Here is a 15074-nt window from a genome sequence, read left to right on the forward strand (position 1 = left end):
GACCCGCTACAGGTGACCCCCATGGCTTTTTCCGAACGTGTCTCGCGCCTCAAAAGTTCTTTGATCCGAGAAATCCTCGCCGCGGCGCAGCGCCCTGAAGTGATGTCGTTCGCCGGCGGCCTGCCGGCCGAAGCCTTGTTGCCGAAAGTGGACTGGGAGGCCATGCCGGTGTCCGTGGGCCAATACGGCATGAGCGAAGGTGAGCCAGCCTTGCGCGAAGCCCTGGCGGCGCAGGCGCGCTCGCTGGGTCTGGCCTGTGAAGCGAGCCAGGCGTTGGTGGTCAGCGGTTCACAGCAAACCCTCGACCTGGCGGCCAAGCTGCACATCGATGTCGGCACCCAAGTCATGCTGGAAGCGCCGACCTACCTGGCCGCGTTGCAGATTTTCCAGCTGTTTGGCGCCGACTGCATCACGGTGCCCTTGGAGGCCGACGGTCCGGATCTGAAACAGTTGCGAGCCCGCCTGGAACAGCATCGGCCGGCGTTCATCTACCTGATTCCCACCTTTCAGAACCCGTCGGCGGTGCGCTACAGCGAGGCCAAGCGCGACGCGGTGGCGGCATTGCTGGATGAGTTTGGCGTGACCCTGCTTGAGGATGAGCCCTACCGTGAGCTGACCTTCGACGGCGGCAGCGCCACACCGATTGTCAGTCGCTTGAAGAAAGCCAGCTGGATCTACACCGGCACGGTGTCGAAAACGCTGTTACCCGGGCTACGGGTGGGTTACCTGATCGCCAGCCCGGATCTGTTCCCCCACTTGCTGCGGCTCAAGCAGTCGGCGGACCTGCACACCAATCGCATCGGTCAATGGCAGGCATTGCAATGGATCGGCACCGAGCAGTATCGCCATCATTTGAGTGAATTGAGGGATTTCTACCGGGATCGTCGCGACCGGTTCCAGACCGCACTGCACAGGCATTTTGCCGACATCGCGGATTGGAACGTGCCCCAGGGCGGGCTGTTTTTCTGGCTGACCCTCAAACACCCGCTGGACACTCGTACCTTGCTCGACGCCGCCCTGGCGGCGGAGGTCGCGTTCATGCCGGGGGAGCCATTCTTTCCCGAGCCGGACATGCATCCGGGGCACCTGCGTTTGAACTTCAGTCACATCGACCCGGCGCGGCTGGATGAAGGGCTCAAGCGATTGGCGGGGGTGGTGCGGGAGGCGTTGGCTGAAAAGGCGGCTTGATATCAAGGGGCTTTGTGATGGCTGTCCGGGCCCCATCGCGAGCAAGCTCGGCTCCCACAGGGGAGGTGGTGAATACAAACCTAGCGTTCACCAAGGCCCCCTGTGGGGGCCGGCTCCCACAAGGGGGGTGGTGAATACAAATCCAGCGTTCACCAAGGCCCACTGTGGGAGCTGAGCTTGCTCGCGATGAGGCCAGTCGTCACACCATAAAACTATCAGACTGCAGCAAACCGCTGATCCAGATACTCAATGATCACCTTGGACTCATACATCCAGGTGGTTTCACCGTTCTCTTCAATACGCAGGCACGGCACTTTGATCTTGCCGCCTTGCTCCAGCAGCGTCTGGCGATCCTGCTCGTTGTTTTTGGCATCTCGCAAGGCCACCGGCACGTTGAGGCGGTGCAAGGTGCGGCGGGTCTTCACGCAGAACGGGCAGGCGTGGAACTGATAGAGGGTCAGGCTGCGGGCGGCCTGATTGACTTGCGCCTGGGCTTCGGCCGGACGTTGCTTCTTGCCGGGGCGGGTGATGAAGTCGATGAAAATGATCAGCTGGCCCAGGCCAACTCGCAGCGCTTTGACGATCACGGTATTAAGCCTCGCGACAGGGAAGAAGAGGGCGCGCAGCTTACCTGATTTTTCACGGGCGAAAAAAAACCGGCGATCAATGCCGGTTTTTTTCATGCAGGGGTTACTTGATCAGGCTGAGGAACTCGCTGCGGGTCGCGGCGTTTTCGCGGAACTCGCCGAGCATCACTGAGGTGATCATCGAGGAGTTCTGCTTTTCCACACCGCGCATCATCATGCACATGTGCTTGGCCTCGATCACCACCGCCACGCCCAGAGCTCCGGTCACCTGCTGGACCGCGTCGGCGATCTGGCGGCTGAGGTTTTCCTGGATCTGCAGACGACGGGCGTACATGTCGACGATGCGTGCGACTTTCGAAAGCCCCAGCACCTTGCCACTCGGAATGTAGGCCACATGGGCCTTGCCGATGAAGGGCAGCAAATGGTGCTCGCACAGCGAGTACAACTCGATGTCCTTGACCAGCACCATTTCGCTGTTGTCGGAGCTGAACAAGGCACCGTTGGTGACTTCTTCGAGGGTCTGTTCGTAACCGCGGCAGAGGTACTGCATGGCCTTGGCAGCGCGCTTGGGCGTGTCGAGCAGGCCCTCGCGGGAAACGTCCTCGCCCAATTGGCCGAGGATCGCGGTGTAGTTCTGTTCCAGTGTCACAGAGGCTGATTCCATAAGGGTTTCAGGAGGGTACTTGTTCTGTCTGTACCAATTTTGTACCACTCAAGCTGTTTTCGAGCTTCCCGAGTTCGCCCCAGTCGGTGCTGGAGTTGATCCATCGGGCATAGGTCGAGAGCAACATCTGAACGCTGTGACCCAGCTGAGTGGCAATAAACGCAGGGTTCATACCCGCCATGAGGCACATGGTAGCGTATGTGTGTCGGCAGTTGTATTGCCGACGGGCGCGAATCTCCAATTCGGTCAGAGCCGCCTGGAAGTGCTTGTCGGTGACGCTGGACTGCTGGATGAACTCAAAATTCTTTGTAGGTGGGAACACATAAGGAGACTTCGCCTGCTTTCTACGGCTCTGTTTCGCACGTTGTTCGGCGATTTGCTCGGCGACCTCAATGGCGCGCATGGCCCGGCTATTGAGCATCACTTGCCGTTCATTGCGGGTTTTAGTGCGCTCCTCAATCTTATAGTCCGCGACGATCCGACACACGGTGGCTAAGCGTTTCTGCTTATCTACCTCGTCCCAGCGCAGGGCCGCTATTTCGCTAGGGCGCATTCCGGTATAGAAGGCGAACTCGAAGTAAGCAGCGTAGACCCGCATCGAATGAGTCAGCGTTTTATAGAGGTGCTCGATGATGGCGTTGGCCTCTGCCACCGTGAAGGGGTCGATGGGCTTTTTCGTTTTCACGGGAAGCTCGATGGACTCGACCGGGTTGCGATTGATCAGGCCGTCTTTGACGGCGGTGCTGAACACCGTCGTCAGCCGCTGGATTGCCGAGCGCTTAACGCCCGGCGATTTCCATTCTGTGCTGGCTACGATTTTGCGCAACAGCACCGAGGTGATGCCGTCGACGGGTAGCAGGGCTAAGTGAGGCATCCAATACAGATTGAGGGACGCTCGATAGTTCTTGCGGGTGCCTGCTACCACCTCCCGACTGTTTAACCACTCCTGGGCATACTCCCCGAAGCGGGGAGTAGCGGAGTAGGTGGCATAAGTGGAGTTGGGAAACAGCTCCGCATAACGTTGGTCGTCGAGAACGCCATGCTTGATCAGGCTGGTTACGTTAGCGCGTAGATCGGATGCCGCTTTAATGCCTTTCGGTGTCTGGGGATAGGGGAGGGTTTCGCAACGGCGTTGCCCGTTCCAAGTGAAGCGAATCCTGACGGACTGGCCGACAAATTCAACTCCGGTGGGCAATCCCATTGGCTTTCGAGCCATGCCTCGTATCTCCTGATGCTGTAATAGATGCGGTTGTCGATGGTGTTCCAGACGCCTTTAGGGATGACCCCTCTGGCTCGTTTGCCCTGCAGTGCTCGGCGGGTCGTACCGACCAGCTCGGCCATTTTGTCCTCGGGAATCTTGTCCACTTGGTACTGCAGCGGTGGCGGATCCGCTGCGGTGTCGAAATGCGTATACCCTAAGGCAGGCTGCGCGGGCGGGCGGTGCTGAGCTATCAGCGTGGCTTCAGGTGCTGCTGCCCGGCGCAGCCTTTCGTGGGGTATAAGTGCCTCGGCGGTGGCTTGGAAAGAAGCAGTAATGCCTGCTGCTGCGCAGCAGAGACTGTTGTTTACAGGCGCGTCGACCCAACTGGCGCTGCGGAGCAAAGCGGACTGGGTTTGCGGGGCGTACTGTTCCTGCTTCATGCCGCTTTCCTCCGGTGTTCGATAGCGAGTTGGTCCATCAGGCGCTGGTGGTAGGTCAGTCGGGCTTCGGTGGGTGACCACGGTCGGATGCGTTCGGGCGCGGGTTCGATGCCGACAAGGCAATCCCAGGTGGCCGGGTCGGGTGGCATCAGGTCGCGGCGCTCGGTGGCCAGGGCGATCAGGTCGGCTTGGGTGACGGATGCCGGCAGATCCTGATCGATGCTGAAGCGGGTGCAAATGCGTTCCCAGATCCATGTCTCGACGTCGTGGTAGGCGTGCATCCACTGTTTGAGCGGCCGCACCATGTCGCCGATGTAGGCTTCGGTCGCGTCGTGGAGGAGGGCGGCGAGCTTGTGCTCGGCCGGCACCAGATCCGCAACCAAGCAACTGTGCTGGGCCACGCTGTAGAACTCGCTGGTGTAGCCGTTGAAGCGGCACAAATGAGCCAGTGAGTGGGCAATATCCCTCGGGTCGATCATGTCGGCGTCCGGCTCGAACAAGTCAAAGCGTTTGCCGGTATGCGTGAGGATCCAGTTCATGCTGCCTCCTTGACCAAGTCGGCTAGCAACAGGGCGTTCTGGGTGTCCTTATGCAACTTGCGCAGGGCGTCGTAGCCGATCAGCAGCGACAGTTGCCGGTCGAACTCTTTGCGGAATCGAGTCACTTCGCGCAGTTCGGCGGTGGCTTTGGCGTGTTGCTGGTGCAGCACGCCGGCGTCTTGAGGTGAGAGGCGTAGCGTCGGGCAATGACGGCTCATGCTGCGTCCTCTACTTTGATCTGATCCAGCAGAGCGGCCATGCCCAGCGCTTTTTCGCGCAGGTCGAGCGCCTGCTGTGCCTGTGCCTTCGAACTCATGGCGCGGAAGGTGTCAGAGGCCAACCTCAGTTTCTCGGCGATCTGCATAAGCGTTTGGCGCTCTTGAGGGCCGAAGGCTTGGCTTTCCCTCAGCCGCTTCGCATGGGCTGCGAGGTTTTTGTGATCGGCGCGAATGAATTGGAGGGATGCCTCCAGCTCACGAATGGTTTTCGCGTTGGCGGCGCGTTCGTCGTTCGTGCCCTCTTCGATGCCTTCGACGCGGCCGTCGATGAGCCCGCCTCGGTAGCCGGTCCAGTAGATGAGACCGTAGCCTAGGATCAGGCCGATCAATGCGCAGATTTGAATTGCAGTCATGTGGTGTGCTCCAGGTAGTTTTGGGTGGCTGGTGGTGGCAGCCGTTACGGTTGGGTTTCTTCAATTGCGTCGGCGTGGGTCTTCGCGTGGACTTCGTCGGCCTTGTACGCCTGGATGTCGATGAGTGCAGCAACGTGGCGGATGTGTGCGTACCTCAAGGCCTTACGACTACCGTCCAGGGTCGTAACTGGAAGCTGTATGCGTCCGCTGTTGATCTCCGCAGCAAATCGCTCAGCGTTGATATTTCGGAAGTACTGCGCGCGCAGCTTTTCGAGGGGGATAAGCACGTCGCCGAAGGTGCGATACAGCAGCTCGATGGTGGCCGTCTCTGGTGCCGGCATCAGGCGCAGCGGATTTTGAGGCTGGTTACTCATGAGGTTTTTGGCTCTCCATGTGTTTGTGTCGGGCCGGGTGGTTCCAGGCATTTAGGCAATGGCGTTTGGTCAGCTCGCGCAGATGCTCCGGCACCTCAAGAAGCGCGGCGTTGCGCTCCTCTCGGGTGCGTAGGGCGATGATCTGGCGGGCGTATTCCCTAGGCCACGTCACGGTTGTCTGCCGGGATGGCAGGAAGGTCGAGGCCCAGTTGCTCTGCTAGCCAGGGGATGCCGGCCTGTCGAACTCGCGTCGATTGGCTGTACTGCATGCCCAGCGTGTCGTGGTACCAGTTGCTGTCCTTGACCCGAAGGTATTCACGGTCACGGACGGGGAACGCCGGCAGGTTGCGGTCGGTGAGCAGACCCTTCTCGCGCATGAGCTTGATCAGGGCGGGGCGGGTCAGGCCGAAGTGCTTGGCGGTTTTTTCGAGATTGCGCTCCATTTCAGCCCTCCTATGCTGCGTGCGCGGCGGGTGTCGCCAGCGCAGCCAGGTGGTTGATGGATTCGCAAACCTGCTCGTACATCTCGGCGTCGGTGCCGTACACGGTGAAGCACTTGGTGCGCGGGCTCTTGACGCCGATGCTCATGACTACGGTGATGCCCGAGCGTGTACGTGTCCGGTGCACGGCGAGCCGGATCGGCAGTTCAAAGCCCAGGTCCAGGTCGATAAACCCACCTGTGGAAACCAGTCTGTAAACCTGTTCCCGCTGCTGGCTGCTGAAAGCGCCGTACTCGCGTTCAGCATGTCGTTTAGGCTGGGGTTCGCCTGTCAGGTCAGCAGGGCCGTTGACGACCTCCTCTATGAAGTCGGCGAGCTTCAGGTGTGTTTTTTTGGTGTTGGGCACGGTCAGGGTGTGTCGCTCTGAACCCAGCTCAACGGTGAAGGTGCTGTCGGTCTTGTTGCGTTCAACCTTTAGCCGAAACGCCAACACATCGCGTCGATACAGGCGCCGAAGGGTGTGATTGAAAGTCCCGCTCAGGTTCACCTGGGCGCTGAGCAATGTCAGTGTGCGGTTGTCGATCAGGTATTTGCTCATGCTGCCCGGCCTCCATCGTTTGGATCGAAGGAAGTCGGTGCGGTACGGGCGTGTTGCTTGGGTTTAGACGGAATGAAGGTGCAGCCGTAGATACGGGCCAGGCGCCTTACTTCGAAGATGCGGGATAGGTCGGCAACGGCCGGATGGACGTGCAGGGATGCTGTGGTGTGCATGGTTTTGCCTCGCTCTGTGGTGGAAGAGTGAGGCAAATATCACGTATCGTGCAATTATCGTCAAGACGTATCGTGCTTAAATATCACTGGCACTGTGTAAAAAGCGTGATGATTTCAAGATCCCGCCTACGAGATGGATCTCCAGGACGTCGCTTTCCGCAATATGAATAGAGTTGTGCTCGGCATTGACACTGTCCAACCGATACATCCCGTCGCGCAAATAGATGAACTCCTTGATCATCGTACGTCCAGTGGTGGTGCGCACCATTACCTCGTCGCCGCTATAGAAGCTTTTGTTCGGCTCTACCAGTACGAATTCACCGTTTTTTATACGAGGCAGCATGCTGTCTCCGGTGACGCGAAGCCCATAAGCGTCGGGGTCATCACTATGAATATTCAGGTAGCCGTCCCCATGTCCCGGGGGGAAATCCAAGGCTTCAAAATATCCTTCATTTCCAAGTTGTGCGTTTCCTACCACTGGGACTCTTCCTTCTCTAGCCCATCCCGCATTACTGCTTACAGGTTGTCCGTGATCCTTAGAGCGGCCAAAGGCCTGCACGGAGCGATCTTCTGACCGGACGCGCCCCTGAATGGCATCAGGTAACGTTTCGAGTTCTGATCGATCACGTCCTGCAACTAGGTCAGGAAGAGTCACATCCAAAGCCTGAGCTAGCTTTTCCAGATCTTGTAGGTTCGGTTGACGGGTTCCGCGCTCGTAGTTCCCTATCCGAGACTGGGATTCCCATTGACAAGCGTGGGCAAGATCTTCCTGAGTCATGCCCTTCGCTTTCCTGAGTTTTTTGATGCGTAGGCCTAATGTGTTCATGTGCTTTTTTTACCACGTAGTGAAATATTTCTTTTGCACTTTGCGTGTTGAAAAGTTCACGATTCGTGCTTAAGATGGGCGCGAGTCATCTGAGGTCAAAGTATGAACTGCATTGCTGAGCACAGAGAGAGATCCGGTATTCGACAGCGCGAACTGGTTGCTGCATTGGGTTGGACCCAAACCAGGGTTAGCAACTACGAAGCCGGTAGGCGCACCGCCGGTTTAGCGGAATGCCGGGCAATTGTTGCTGCGTTGAACAGGCTTGGAGCTGTGTGCACATTGGACGATGTATTTCCTCCAGAAATCGAAGCCCCTCAAGCGGCATAGAAAAAAGGCGACCCAAAGGTCGCCCAGTTCCTCCCGACACGCACCACCACAGCGCTGCCGGGTCGCGATAAAGGTAGGCGGGCACACCACATGCAAACCACCTCCCTTTATCGCGCTTTCCCAAGACTCGGAAGCCTTGGTGTTGCTGCCTTCTCCACCACAGATTGGGCAGCTGTTGCGCCAGGGGTGAACAACGGATTGTTCGCCCCGGCACGTGCCGGTATCGATCCCTAAGATCTAGCCGGCGTTTGGGCCCTTTCAAGCCACGCGGCAATGTATCACCACTGCATGTCGCGCGGCACTGGCAACTTATTAGGATTAATGCCATGAGCCGAATCGCTCTGAGTTGCGTCGAACGAGCACAGCGGGAAGTCCTGCCGCTCGATCTGGCGCTTTACCATGCCGCTCGGGACTACCCTGGCGGCGCCGCTGCAATTGCCGCCACCACCGGCCGAAACCCCACCACGCTGCAGCACAAGCTGTCCCCCACGCACCCCAGTCACTCGGTGAACATCCAAGAGTTTGGCGAGATCCTCGAACTGACGAAGGACAGACGCATCCTGGATGCGGTGCATGCCTTGGTCGGCGATACGATCTGGCATGAGCTGTCCGAGGTGTACACCACTGATATGCCCGAAACCTTGACCATCGGTCTTGCCGAGTATTTTCGTCAGGTGGCTGACCTGGCAGATACCTGGGCCAAGAGTATTGGCGATGGTGTGGTCAGCGACCACGAGCTGGCCGCGATCCGCCTGCAGGTGTTTCGAGGTATCCAGGGGCTGCTGGGCCTGTTCAACCGCGCCACGTACGTCAACCACACAACGCGGGGTGACGGCCGTGGCTGATATTGCTGATTTCGCCAATGACTTGGTACAGGAGCGTATCGATCAGGCGCTTGCTGCTCGCAGTGCGTTCAAGCCGACGTTGCCTGGGCATTCGTTGTTGTTCTGTGAAAGCTGTGACGACCCGATCCCCGAGGCGCGTCGACTGGCCCAGCAGGGCTGCACGCAATGTGTGAACTGCCAGTCCATCGATGAGATGCGAGAGGCTCGCCATGCTCGATGACGTGCTGAATCAATTTGCGGACTTCGGTCTGGAGCCCGCGCAGCCACTGCTTTACGGCAAGCTGACTCGATGCAAGACCGCCCTGGATAAGGGCAAAGAGAAAAACGGCTGGTACGTTCTACACGAGCACCACACCGAGAAAGGCGAAACTTTGATCTTCGGTGCGTTCGGCGACTGGCGTACAGGGGACACGCACAAGATCAAGGTGAAACCCGGCCGGATGACGCCTGAAGAGCGTGAAGTCATGCGCGCTCGTCAGGAGGAGGCTAAGCGCAAGGCCGCAGAGAAGGCTGCCAACGCTGCACGTCGAGCGGCCAACCGTGCCGCTGGTTTATTCAAGCGGATGCCCGATAAGGGCCGTAGCGCCTATCTGGATCGAAAGCAGATTGTAGGCCTCGGTGTTCGTTATGCCCCGCGCTCCGGCGCGGTTTTGGTGCCCATGCAAAACGCTCGGGACCAGATCGTCGGGCTGCAAGTGATATTCCCCGAGAAGCAAGAGGACACTGGCCGCGACAAGTCTTACTGGCCCTATGGGATGGCGAAGGAAGGCGCCTTCCACCTCGTTGGTCCGCACCCTGAACCGGGCGAGCCAGTGTTGGTGTGTGAGGGCTACGCCACCGGTGCAAGCCTGCACATGGCGACCTCGTTGACGGTCGCCATTGCCTTTGATGCGGGCAACCTGATGATGGTCGCCAAGGCGATGCGCGAGCGGTTCCCGGGGCGTCCACTAATCATCTGCCGGGATGATGACTGGAAAACCAAGCGCCCAAATGGCGAGCCCTGGAACCCAGGTGAAGAAAAGGCCAACAACGCGGCCACGGTTGTTGGCGGCCAGGTAGTTGCCCCGATCTTTTCGGGTGAACGAGAGGACAAGTGGACCGACTTCAACGACCTGCACTGTGCTGAAGGATTGGAGGCGGTGCGCCGCCAGGTTCTGGCGGTGGTCAAGCCACCTGCAGCGGGTGGCTGGAAAGACCTGCTGGCCCGCACAGAAAACGGCATGTTGATCGCGCACATGCAAAACGTCGAGCTGATCCTTGGCAACGACGAGCGTTGGGCCGGTGTGATTGGCTTCAGTGCGTTCAGCTCCAAGATCGTCAAGCTGCGTGCTGCCCCGTATGGCGGCGGTGTCGGCGATTGGGCTGACATTGATGACATGCTGGTCATGAAGTGGCTCGCGCAACAGTACAACCTGCGGGTCAAGGCGAGCAGCGTTATCGAGGCTGTCAGTGTTGTCGCGCATGACCATGCTTTTCACCCTGTACGCGACTACCTGAATGGCCTGGAGTGGGATCGGATACCCCGGCTCGACACCTGGTTGACAGACATCATGGGCGTAGCCCCGACGGATTACAGCTCCAAGGTCGGTAAGCGCTGGATGGTGTCTGCGGTCGGCCGGGTGATGCAGCCGGGCTGCAAGGCTGACTCGGTGATGATTCTCGAAGGCGCGCAAGGTGCCGGTAAGTCCACGGCCATGTCGGTCTTGGGCGGCGCTTGGTTTATGGACACTCCCTTCGCCTTGGGCGACAAGGATGGGTTCCAGGCCATTCGCGGCAAGTGGATCGTTGAGCTGGGGGAGCTGGATAGCTTCAACAAGGCCGAGTCCACCAAGGCAAAGCAGTTCTTCTCGGCCTCGACCGACACCTACCGCGAGAGCTATGGCCGCAGGACGATGGACGTGCCACGCCAGTGTGTTTTCGTGGGGACAACGAACCAGGATGAGTACCTGAAGGATGCCACCGGCAACCGGCGTTATTGGCCGGTCGCCTGTACCAAGGTGGATCTGGACCAATTGCGCGAGATCCGCGACCAGCTATGGGCTGAGGCGATGTTTTGCTATCAGTCCGGCGATATCTGGTGGGTCAATCGGGAGGAGGCGCCGCTGTTCGCCGAGGCGCAGGAAGAGCGCTTTGTGGTGGATGAATGGGAAGGCCCGATCCTGTCTTGGCTCGAGGAGTCCCAGCTTGGCGAGACGGCGACCGGCACCGACATTCTGCTGGGGGCTTTGAAGCTCGATTACGGCCACTGGGGCAAGCCAGAGCAGATGCGGGTCGGGGCGATCATGCACCGGCTTGGTTGGCGGAAAGTTCGGCTGCCTGCTTTGCCTAAGAGTGGCGTCCGGCCCTGGGGTTACAAGAAGCCGCAAGATTGGGGCAGGGCATCGAACCTGAAAGTGCAGCCGGTCGAGGAGCCATGTTTCGATGATTAAGGAGATCGATGCGCGGCTGCGCAAATGGGCTGAAGAGCTGCACAGCGACCTCAGTGCCGGAGGGCTCGCCGGTGGGAACATGGTCGCCATGATGATGGAGAGCAATGGGCAACTGATTCGTGGTCGACGTGCGTTCCGGGCGCCCTTGGAAGGTTCGCTGGATATCGAGCTGATCGTGACTAAGCATCTCGATCCGCTGCATGTGCAAATCGTGCGAGAGCACTACTGCAACCAGGACTCCGGCATGCGTTTGAAGTACGCCCATTGCGGCTGCGGACGTGACACCTACTACCAGCGTCTGCATGACGCGCACCTGTGCATCTATTGGCTGCTGATGGGGGGCGCTGCTTGACCCCGTTTGCGTCCGTGGCTGTCCTACCGGCTCGCCTTGTCCCACTGCTGCTTGATGCAGTTGGACAAGCGCGGGCCGCGCTGTTGTTGAGCTGTCCTACTGTCCAACCTTCCCGCACGTCCCGCCCATGTGTGAGCGTAGCGGGAGCGTATACGCGCCCATGGCGCGCAAGCGTGCTCTTAGCTTTTACTCTTTACGGGAGAGAAGAGAAAATAAGGTAGGACAGTGGGGCAGGCCCCGATTCTAGGCGCCTGTAGCTGTCCTACTTCGACAAAGGATAGTGGGACAGGAAGGACAGCGCCAAAGGCGCTGGAAGCCGCGATAACTATGCCCCGCCGCGCATTACCAGTGCATTACCCCTACATTGACCTTGCGTTGACCCCTTATTGATGGGGTGGCATTAAAACCGGCTTGCTGCCACCGGAATCGACCTGTAAAAAGTACTCATCTTCGATAGGTGCGACCGCATAAAGCGGCAGGCATCACACACCAAACCCGGCCCTTGCGCCGGGTTTTTGCGTTTAAGGGGCGGGACAATGACGAACGAACAGCAAGCACTGGCAGAGATGCCGATCTGGTTAGTGATTCTCCTGGCCTTGGTTGGCGGCGTATCGGGGGAGATGTGGCGGGCCGACAAGGACGGGGCGCGGGGCTGGGCATTGCTGCGGCGCCTCGCCCTTCGATCCGGTGCCTGTATCGCCTGCGGGGTGACGGCGATGATGTTGATGATCGCGGCCGGTATGTCGATCTGGACGGCGGGCGCCTTGGGATGTTTGACGGCGATGGCTGGCGCCGACGTTGCGATTGGCCTGTACGAACGCTGGGTAGCGAAACGTTTAGGTGTCACCGAGGCTTCAAGCAACGCGGGGCAGGGGTAGGGGGAGGGGATTTTCTGGGTCCTCCCCTTGACCCGCCCCCTACACGGGTTACCGAACTCGCGGATTCCCTGCAGCTGAGTTTTTTGCAGGGATGTCCGTCTTTTCAAGGAGTTAGCGATGGGAAGAACAGTCAGCAAAGCCGAGTTGAGCGAGATCGTCGGCCGCGATGAACGCACGCTGACCCGTTGGCAGAACGACGGCATGCCTGTAATCGAGTTCGGCCTGGGCCGGGGCAACGAAAACCAATACGACACCGAGGCGGTGATCCAGTGGCTGATGCACCAGGCCGCCCTCAACGGCAAAAAAGAATCCTCTCGTGACCGGCTCGACCGGGTCAGGGCCAATCGTGAAGAGCTGGCGCTGGCCAAGGATTTGGGCGAGGTCGTAATCGCGGCGGATCTGATCGGACGCTTCGAGGCAATGATCACGGCAGCCAAAGTCGAGCTGCTCAACTCATTTCCGGATGAGTTGGCGGAACAACTGTCGGCGCGCTACGGCGTTGAAGTTGACGAGCGCCTGATCGCCGACCCCATCGAAACCATCCTGAGGAGGCTGTCAGACTATGACAAGGATGATGCCCAGTCAGATGGAGATTCTGACGAACCGGACGATCCGGAGGGCCTTGAAAAAGACGGCGATTAACGCGCTGCGCGGCGCCTGCCGTAAGTGGGCACCGCCGCCGCGCATGAGCATTATCGAATGGGCGGAAAAATACCGCTGGCTGGCGCCAGAAGAGTCAGCCCGCCCTGGCAAATATCGCTTCAACGTCACGCCTCACCTGACTTGGCCCGGCGGCCCTCTGGAGGCGCTGGACGATCCGGCGGTCACCGAGATCGTAGGCCGCAAGTCGGCACAGGTTGCCTGGACATCGGGCGTTCTGGGTAACGCCCTGGGCAAGTGGATCGACATTGATCCGTCGCCGATCCTGGTGCTGTTTCCCAAGGCCGAAGCCGCCAAGCAGTACGTGGGTGAGAAGCTCGAACCCATGATTGAGGCGACTCCACGGCTTCGCAAGAAGGTCGACTTGCGTAGCCGCAAGTTGCAGCAGCGCCAAGACTTTAAGCGCTTCCCTGGCGGTTTCCTCAAGATGGTGGGCTCCAACAGCCCGGCCAGCGTGAAATCTACACCGGTACCGCGTGTAGCCATTGAAGAGCCCGACGACTGCAACCTCAACCTGCGCGGGCAGGGCGACAGCATCAAGCTGGCCAAGGAGCGTCTGAAAACCTTTCGCCGTTCCAAGATCATCATCGGCGGCACCCCAACGATCAAAGGCCTGTCGGCCATTGATGCGGAGCTGGAACTGTCGGACAAGCGCATCGGTTTGGTGACATGCCACGAATGCGGCCAGGAACATGCGTTGAGCTTTGACAACCTTCACTGCGATGAAGACCCCGAGTATCACCACGAGGTCTACGGCAAAAAACGGCCGGAGAAGGCGTTCTATTCATGCCCACATTGCGGCGCGATTTGGGACGACAACCAGAAGAACGCGAACCTCAAGCACGGGCGCTGGCAGGCCACGGCTGAGTTTCGCGGGATTGCCGGCTACATCCTCAATGAGCTGTACGCTACCTTTTGGGGCTCACGCTTCCAGGCGTTGATGGAGAAAAAGCTCCAGGCCGAACACGCAGCGGCGCAAGGCAACATCGGCCCGATGATTGCCTTTGTGAACAGCTCCAAGGGCGAAAGCTACGAGTACCAAAGCGACGCGCCCAAAACAGACGAACTGGAGAAGCGGGCCGAACCATATGCCGAACTGACAGCGCCCAGGGGCGTGTTGTTGGTCACCGTGGGTGTGGATGTGCAAGGTGATCGTCTGGCTTTGGTCATCACCGGATGGGGGCGCGGCGAAGAGTCCTGGCGGCTCTATTGGGGTGAGCTACACGGCAACCCAATCGACCCCCACGACAGCGTCTGGCAGGAGTTGGATCGGGTCATCGCTCAGCCAATCCCTACCGAAGGCGGCGCGCACCTCGCGGTGTCGGCGGTCAGCATCGACAGCTCGGACGGTAATACCAGCGATGCCGTTTACAGCTATGTCCGTGATCGGCAGCGCTTCAACATCATGGCGATCAAGGGCGCTTCGATTGACAGCCGCGATAAGGAAATCTTTACCAAACCACCGCAGTCTGTGGACACATCGCAGGACAACACCAAAGCGGCGAAATATGGCCTGCGGGTGCACATCGTTGGCACGCACAAGGCCAAGACGCTGATCGATGGCCGTCTGCGCTTGAAGGGTATCGGACCGGGGCGCATGCACTGGTACAGCGAGATTCGTTCGGATTACTACGAACAGCTCACCAACGAAGTGCTGGCGCCGCATGCGCGTAACCCCAGCAAGATGGTCTGGCAGAAAAAAGCCGGGCGCCGCAACGAAGCCCTGGACTGCGAGGTGTATGCCCTGCACGCCGCACGTAGCCTTAAAACGCATCTGCTACGTGACCACGAGTGGGACCAGTTGGAACAGCAACTGATGCAGCCAACGCTGTTCAACACCGAACAACCGGTCGCACCGGTACCGCGCCGAGTAGTCGCTCGTGGGCGGGGCACCCGCAGTCGAGCGGGCTATTAAGGAAATC

21 protein-coding genes are annotated in these 15074 nt (G+C 59.3%); 9 read left to right on the forward strand and 12 right to left on the reverse strand.

Translation table 11 applies throughout. The annotated features are described in order from the left end of the window. Positions 1–21: 21 nt before the first annotated feature. Positions 22–1188 carry an aminotransferase-like domain-containing protein gene (locus AAIS01_RS19350; protein WP_343470274.1) on the forward strand — a complete coding sequence of 389 codons (1167 nt, stop codon included), beginning with the start codon at positions 22–24 and terminating at the stop codon, positions 1186–1188. Between the two features lie 215 nt (positions 1189–1403). Here the strand turns inward: AAIS01_RS19350 and AAIS01_RS19355 are convergent, their stop codons facing one another. The 12 genes from AAIS01_RS19355 to AAIS01_RS19410 all read right to left on the reverse strand — a co-directional run bounded on the left by AAIS01_RS19355 (position 1404) and on the right by AAIS01_RS19410 (position 7661). Continuing rightward, on the reverse strand, positions 1404–1775 hold the full coding sequence (locus AAIS01_RS19355) for a glutathione S-transferase N-terminal domain-containing protein (protein WP_092400302.1): 372 nt from the start codon (positions 1773–1775) through the stop codon (positions 1404–1406). A 103-nt stretch (positions 1776–1878) separates the two neighbouring features. Continuing rightward, entirely contained in the window at positions 1879–2424 is a 546-nt protein-coding gene (gene folE, locus AAIS01_RS19360) for a GTP cyclohydrolase I FolE (protein ID WP_010456659.1), read from the reverse strand. Between the two features lie 22 nt (positions 2425–2446). Then, on the reverse strand, positions 2447–3595 hold the full coding sequence (locus tag AAIS01_RS19365) for a tyrosine-type recombinase/integrase (protein ID WP_343470381.1): 1149 nt from the start codon (positions 3593–3595) through the stop codon (positions 2447–2449). Beyond that, positions 3496–4080 (reverse strand): hypothetical protein, encoded by a 585-nt coding sequence (locus AAIS01_RS19370; protein ID WP_343470276.1) that lies wholly within the window; start codon positions 4078–4080, stop codon positions 3496–3498. Before AAIS01_RS19370 ends, AAIS01_RS19365 begins: the two co-directional genes overlap by 100 nt. Next, positions 4077–4619: a phosphohydrolase gene (locus AAIS01_RS19375; protein ID WP_343470277.1), complete on the reverse strand. Its 543-nt coding sequence runs from the start codon at positions 4617–4619 to the stop codon at positions 4077–4079. The genes AAIS01_RS19370 and AAIS01_RS19375 overlap by 4 nt, the downstream gene beginning before the upstream one ends. Then, positions 4616–4837, reverse strand: coding sequence for a hypothetical protein (locus AAIS01_RS19380; RefSeq protein WP_343470278.1), 222 nt, complete (start codon positions 4835–4837; stop codon positions 4616–4618). The genes AAIS01_RS19375 and AAIS01_RS19380 overlap by 4 nt, the downstream gene beginning before the upstream one ends. Then, positions 4834–5250 (reverse strand): hypothetical protein, encoded by a 417-nt coding sequence (locus tag AAIS01_RS19385; protein ID WP_343470279.1) that lies wholly within the window; start codon positions 5248–5250, stop codon positions 4834–4836. Before AAIS01_RS19385 ends, AAIS01_RS19380 begins: the two co-directional genes overlap by 4 nt. 44 nt (positions 5251–5294) lie before the next feature. Continuing rightward, positions 5295–5624 carry a pyocin activator PrtN family protein gene (locus AAIS01_RS19390; protein WP_343470280.1) on the reverse strand — a complete coding sequence of 110 codons (330 nt, stop codon included), beginning with the start codon at positions 5622–5624 and terminating at the stop codon, positions 5295–5297. A gap of 158 nt (positions 5625–5782) precedes the next feature. Further along, on the reverse strand, positions 5783–6067 hold the full coding sequence (locus AAIS01_RS19395; RefSeq protein WP_072348346.1) for a phage antirepressor KilAC domain-containing protein: 285 nt from the start codon (positions 6065–6067) through the stop codon (positions 5783–5785). Between the two features lie 10 nt (positions 6068–6077). After that, the gene (locus AAIS01_RS19400) at positions 6078–6662 is read right to left on the reverse strand and encodes a hypothetical protein (RefSeq protein ID WP_343470282.1); all 585 of its coding nucleotides are present in this window, start codon (positions 6660–6662) and stop codon (positions 6078–6080) included. Continuing rightward, complete coding sequence (locus tag AAIS01_RS19405; RefSeq protein ID WP_167352833.1) at positions 6659–6835, reverse strand: hypothetical protein; 177 nt, start codon at positions 6833–6835, stop codon at positions 6659–6661. The genes AAIS01_RS19400 and AAIS01_RS19405 overlap by 4 nt, the downstream gene beginning before the upstream one ends. Before the next feature lie 76 nt (positions 6836–6911). Further along, positions 6912–7661 (reverse strand): XRE family transcriptional regulator, encoded by a 750-nt coding sequence (locus AAIS01_RS19410; protein ID WP_343470283.1) that lies wholly within the window; start codon positions 7659–7661, stop codon positions 6912–6914. Between the two features lie 102 nt (positions 7662–7763). Between AAIS01_RS19410 and AAIS01_RS19415 the strand changes: the two genes are divergently transcribed. The 8 genes from AAIS01_RS19415 (at position 7764) to AAIS01_RS19450 (ending at position 15067) form a co-directional block, all read left to right on the forward strand. Then, a complete protein-coding gene (locus tag AAIS01_RS19415) occupies positions 7764–7988 on the forward strand; it encodes a helix-turn-helix transcriptional regulator (RefSeq protein ID WP_343470284.1) in 225 nt (74 codons plus the stop codon). A gap of 326 nt (positions 7989–8314) precedes the next feature. Next, positions 8315–8833 carry a phage regulatory CII family protein gene (locus AAIS01_RS19420; protein WP_043042002.1) on the forward strand — a complete coding sequence of 173 codons (519 nt, stop codon included), beginning with the start codon at positions 8315–8317 and terminating at the stop codon, positions 8831–8833. Further along, entirely contained in the window at positions 8826–9053 is a 228-nt protein-coding gene (locus tag AAIS01_RS19425; RefSeq protein ID WP_343470285.1) for a TraR/DksA family transcriptional regulator, read from the forward strand. Before AAIS01_RS19420 ends, AAIS01_RS19425 begins: the two co-directional genes overlap by 8 nt. Beyond that, positions 9043–11262, forward strand: coding sequence for a VapE domain-containing protein (locus AAIS01_RS19430; protein WP_343470286.1), 2220 nt, complete (start codon positions 9043–9045; stop codon positions 11260–11262). Before AAIS01_RS19425 ends, AAIS01_RS19430 begins: the two co-directional genes overlap by 11 nt. Further along, complete coding sequence (locus AAIS01_RS19435) at positions 11255–11614, forward strand: PA0613 family protein (RefSeq protein ID WP_343470287.1); 360 nt, start codon at positions 11255–11257, stop codon at positions 11612–11614. The genes AAIS01_RS19430 and AAIS01_RS19435 overlap by 8 nt, the downstream gene beginning before the upstream one ends. Positions 11615–12150: 536 nt before the next feature. Then, the gene (locus tag AAIS01_RS19440; RefSeq protein ID WP_135846610.1) at positions 12151–12492 is read left to right on the forward strand and encodes a phage holin family protein; all 342 of its coding nucleotides are present in this window, start codon (positions 12151–12153) and stop codon (positions 12490–12492) included. 117 nt (positions 12493–12609) lie between these two features. After that, positions 12610–13134 (forward strand): DUF1441 family protein, encoded by a 525-nt coding sequence (locus tag AAIS01_RS19445; protein ID WP_343470288.1) that lies wholly within the window; start codon positions 12610–12612, stop codon positions 13132–13134. Then, the gene (locus AAIS01_RS19450) at positions 13115–15067 is read left to right on the forward strand and encodes a phage terminase large subunit family protein (protein ID WP_343470289.1); all 1953 of its coding nucleotides are present in this window, start codon (positions 13115–13117) and stop codon (positions 15065–15067) included. Before AAIS01_RS19445 ends, AAIS01_RS19450 begins: the two co-directional genes overlap by 20 nt. Positions 15068–15074: the final 7 nt, after the last annotated feature.

The organism is Pseudomonas halotolerans (genome assembly GCF_039581215.1).
GTDB classification, from domain to species: domain Bacteria; phylum Pseudomonadota; class Gammaproteobacteria; order Pseudomonadales; family Pseudomonadaceae; genus Aquipseudomonas; species Aquipseudomonas tehranensis.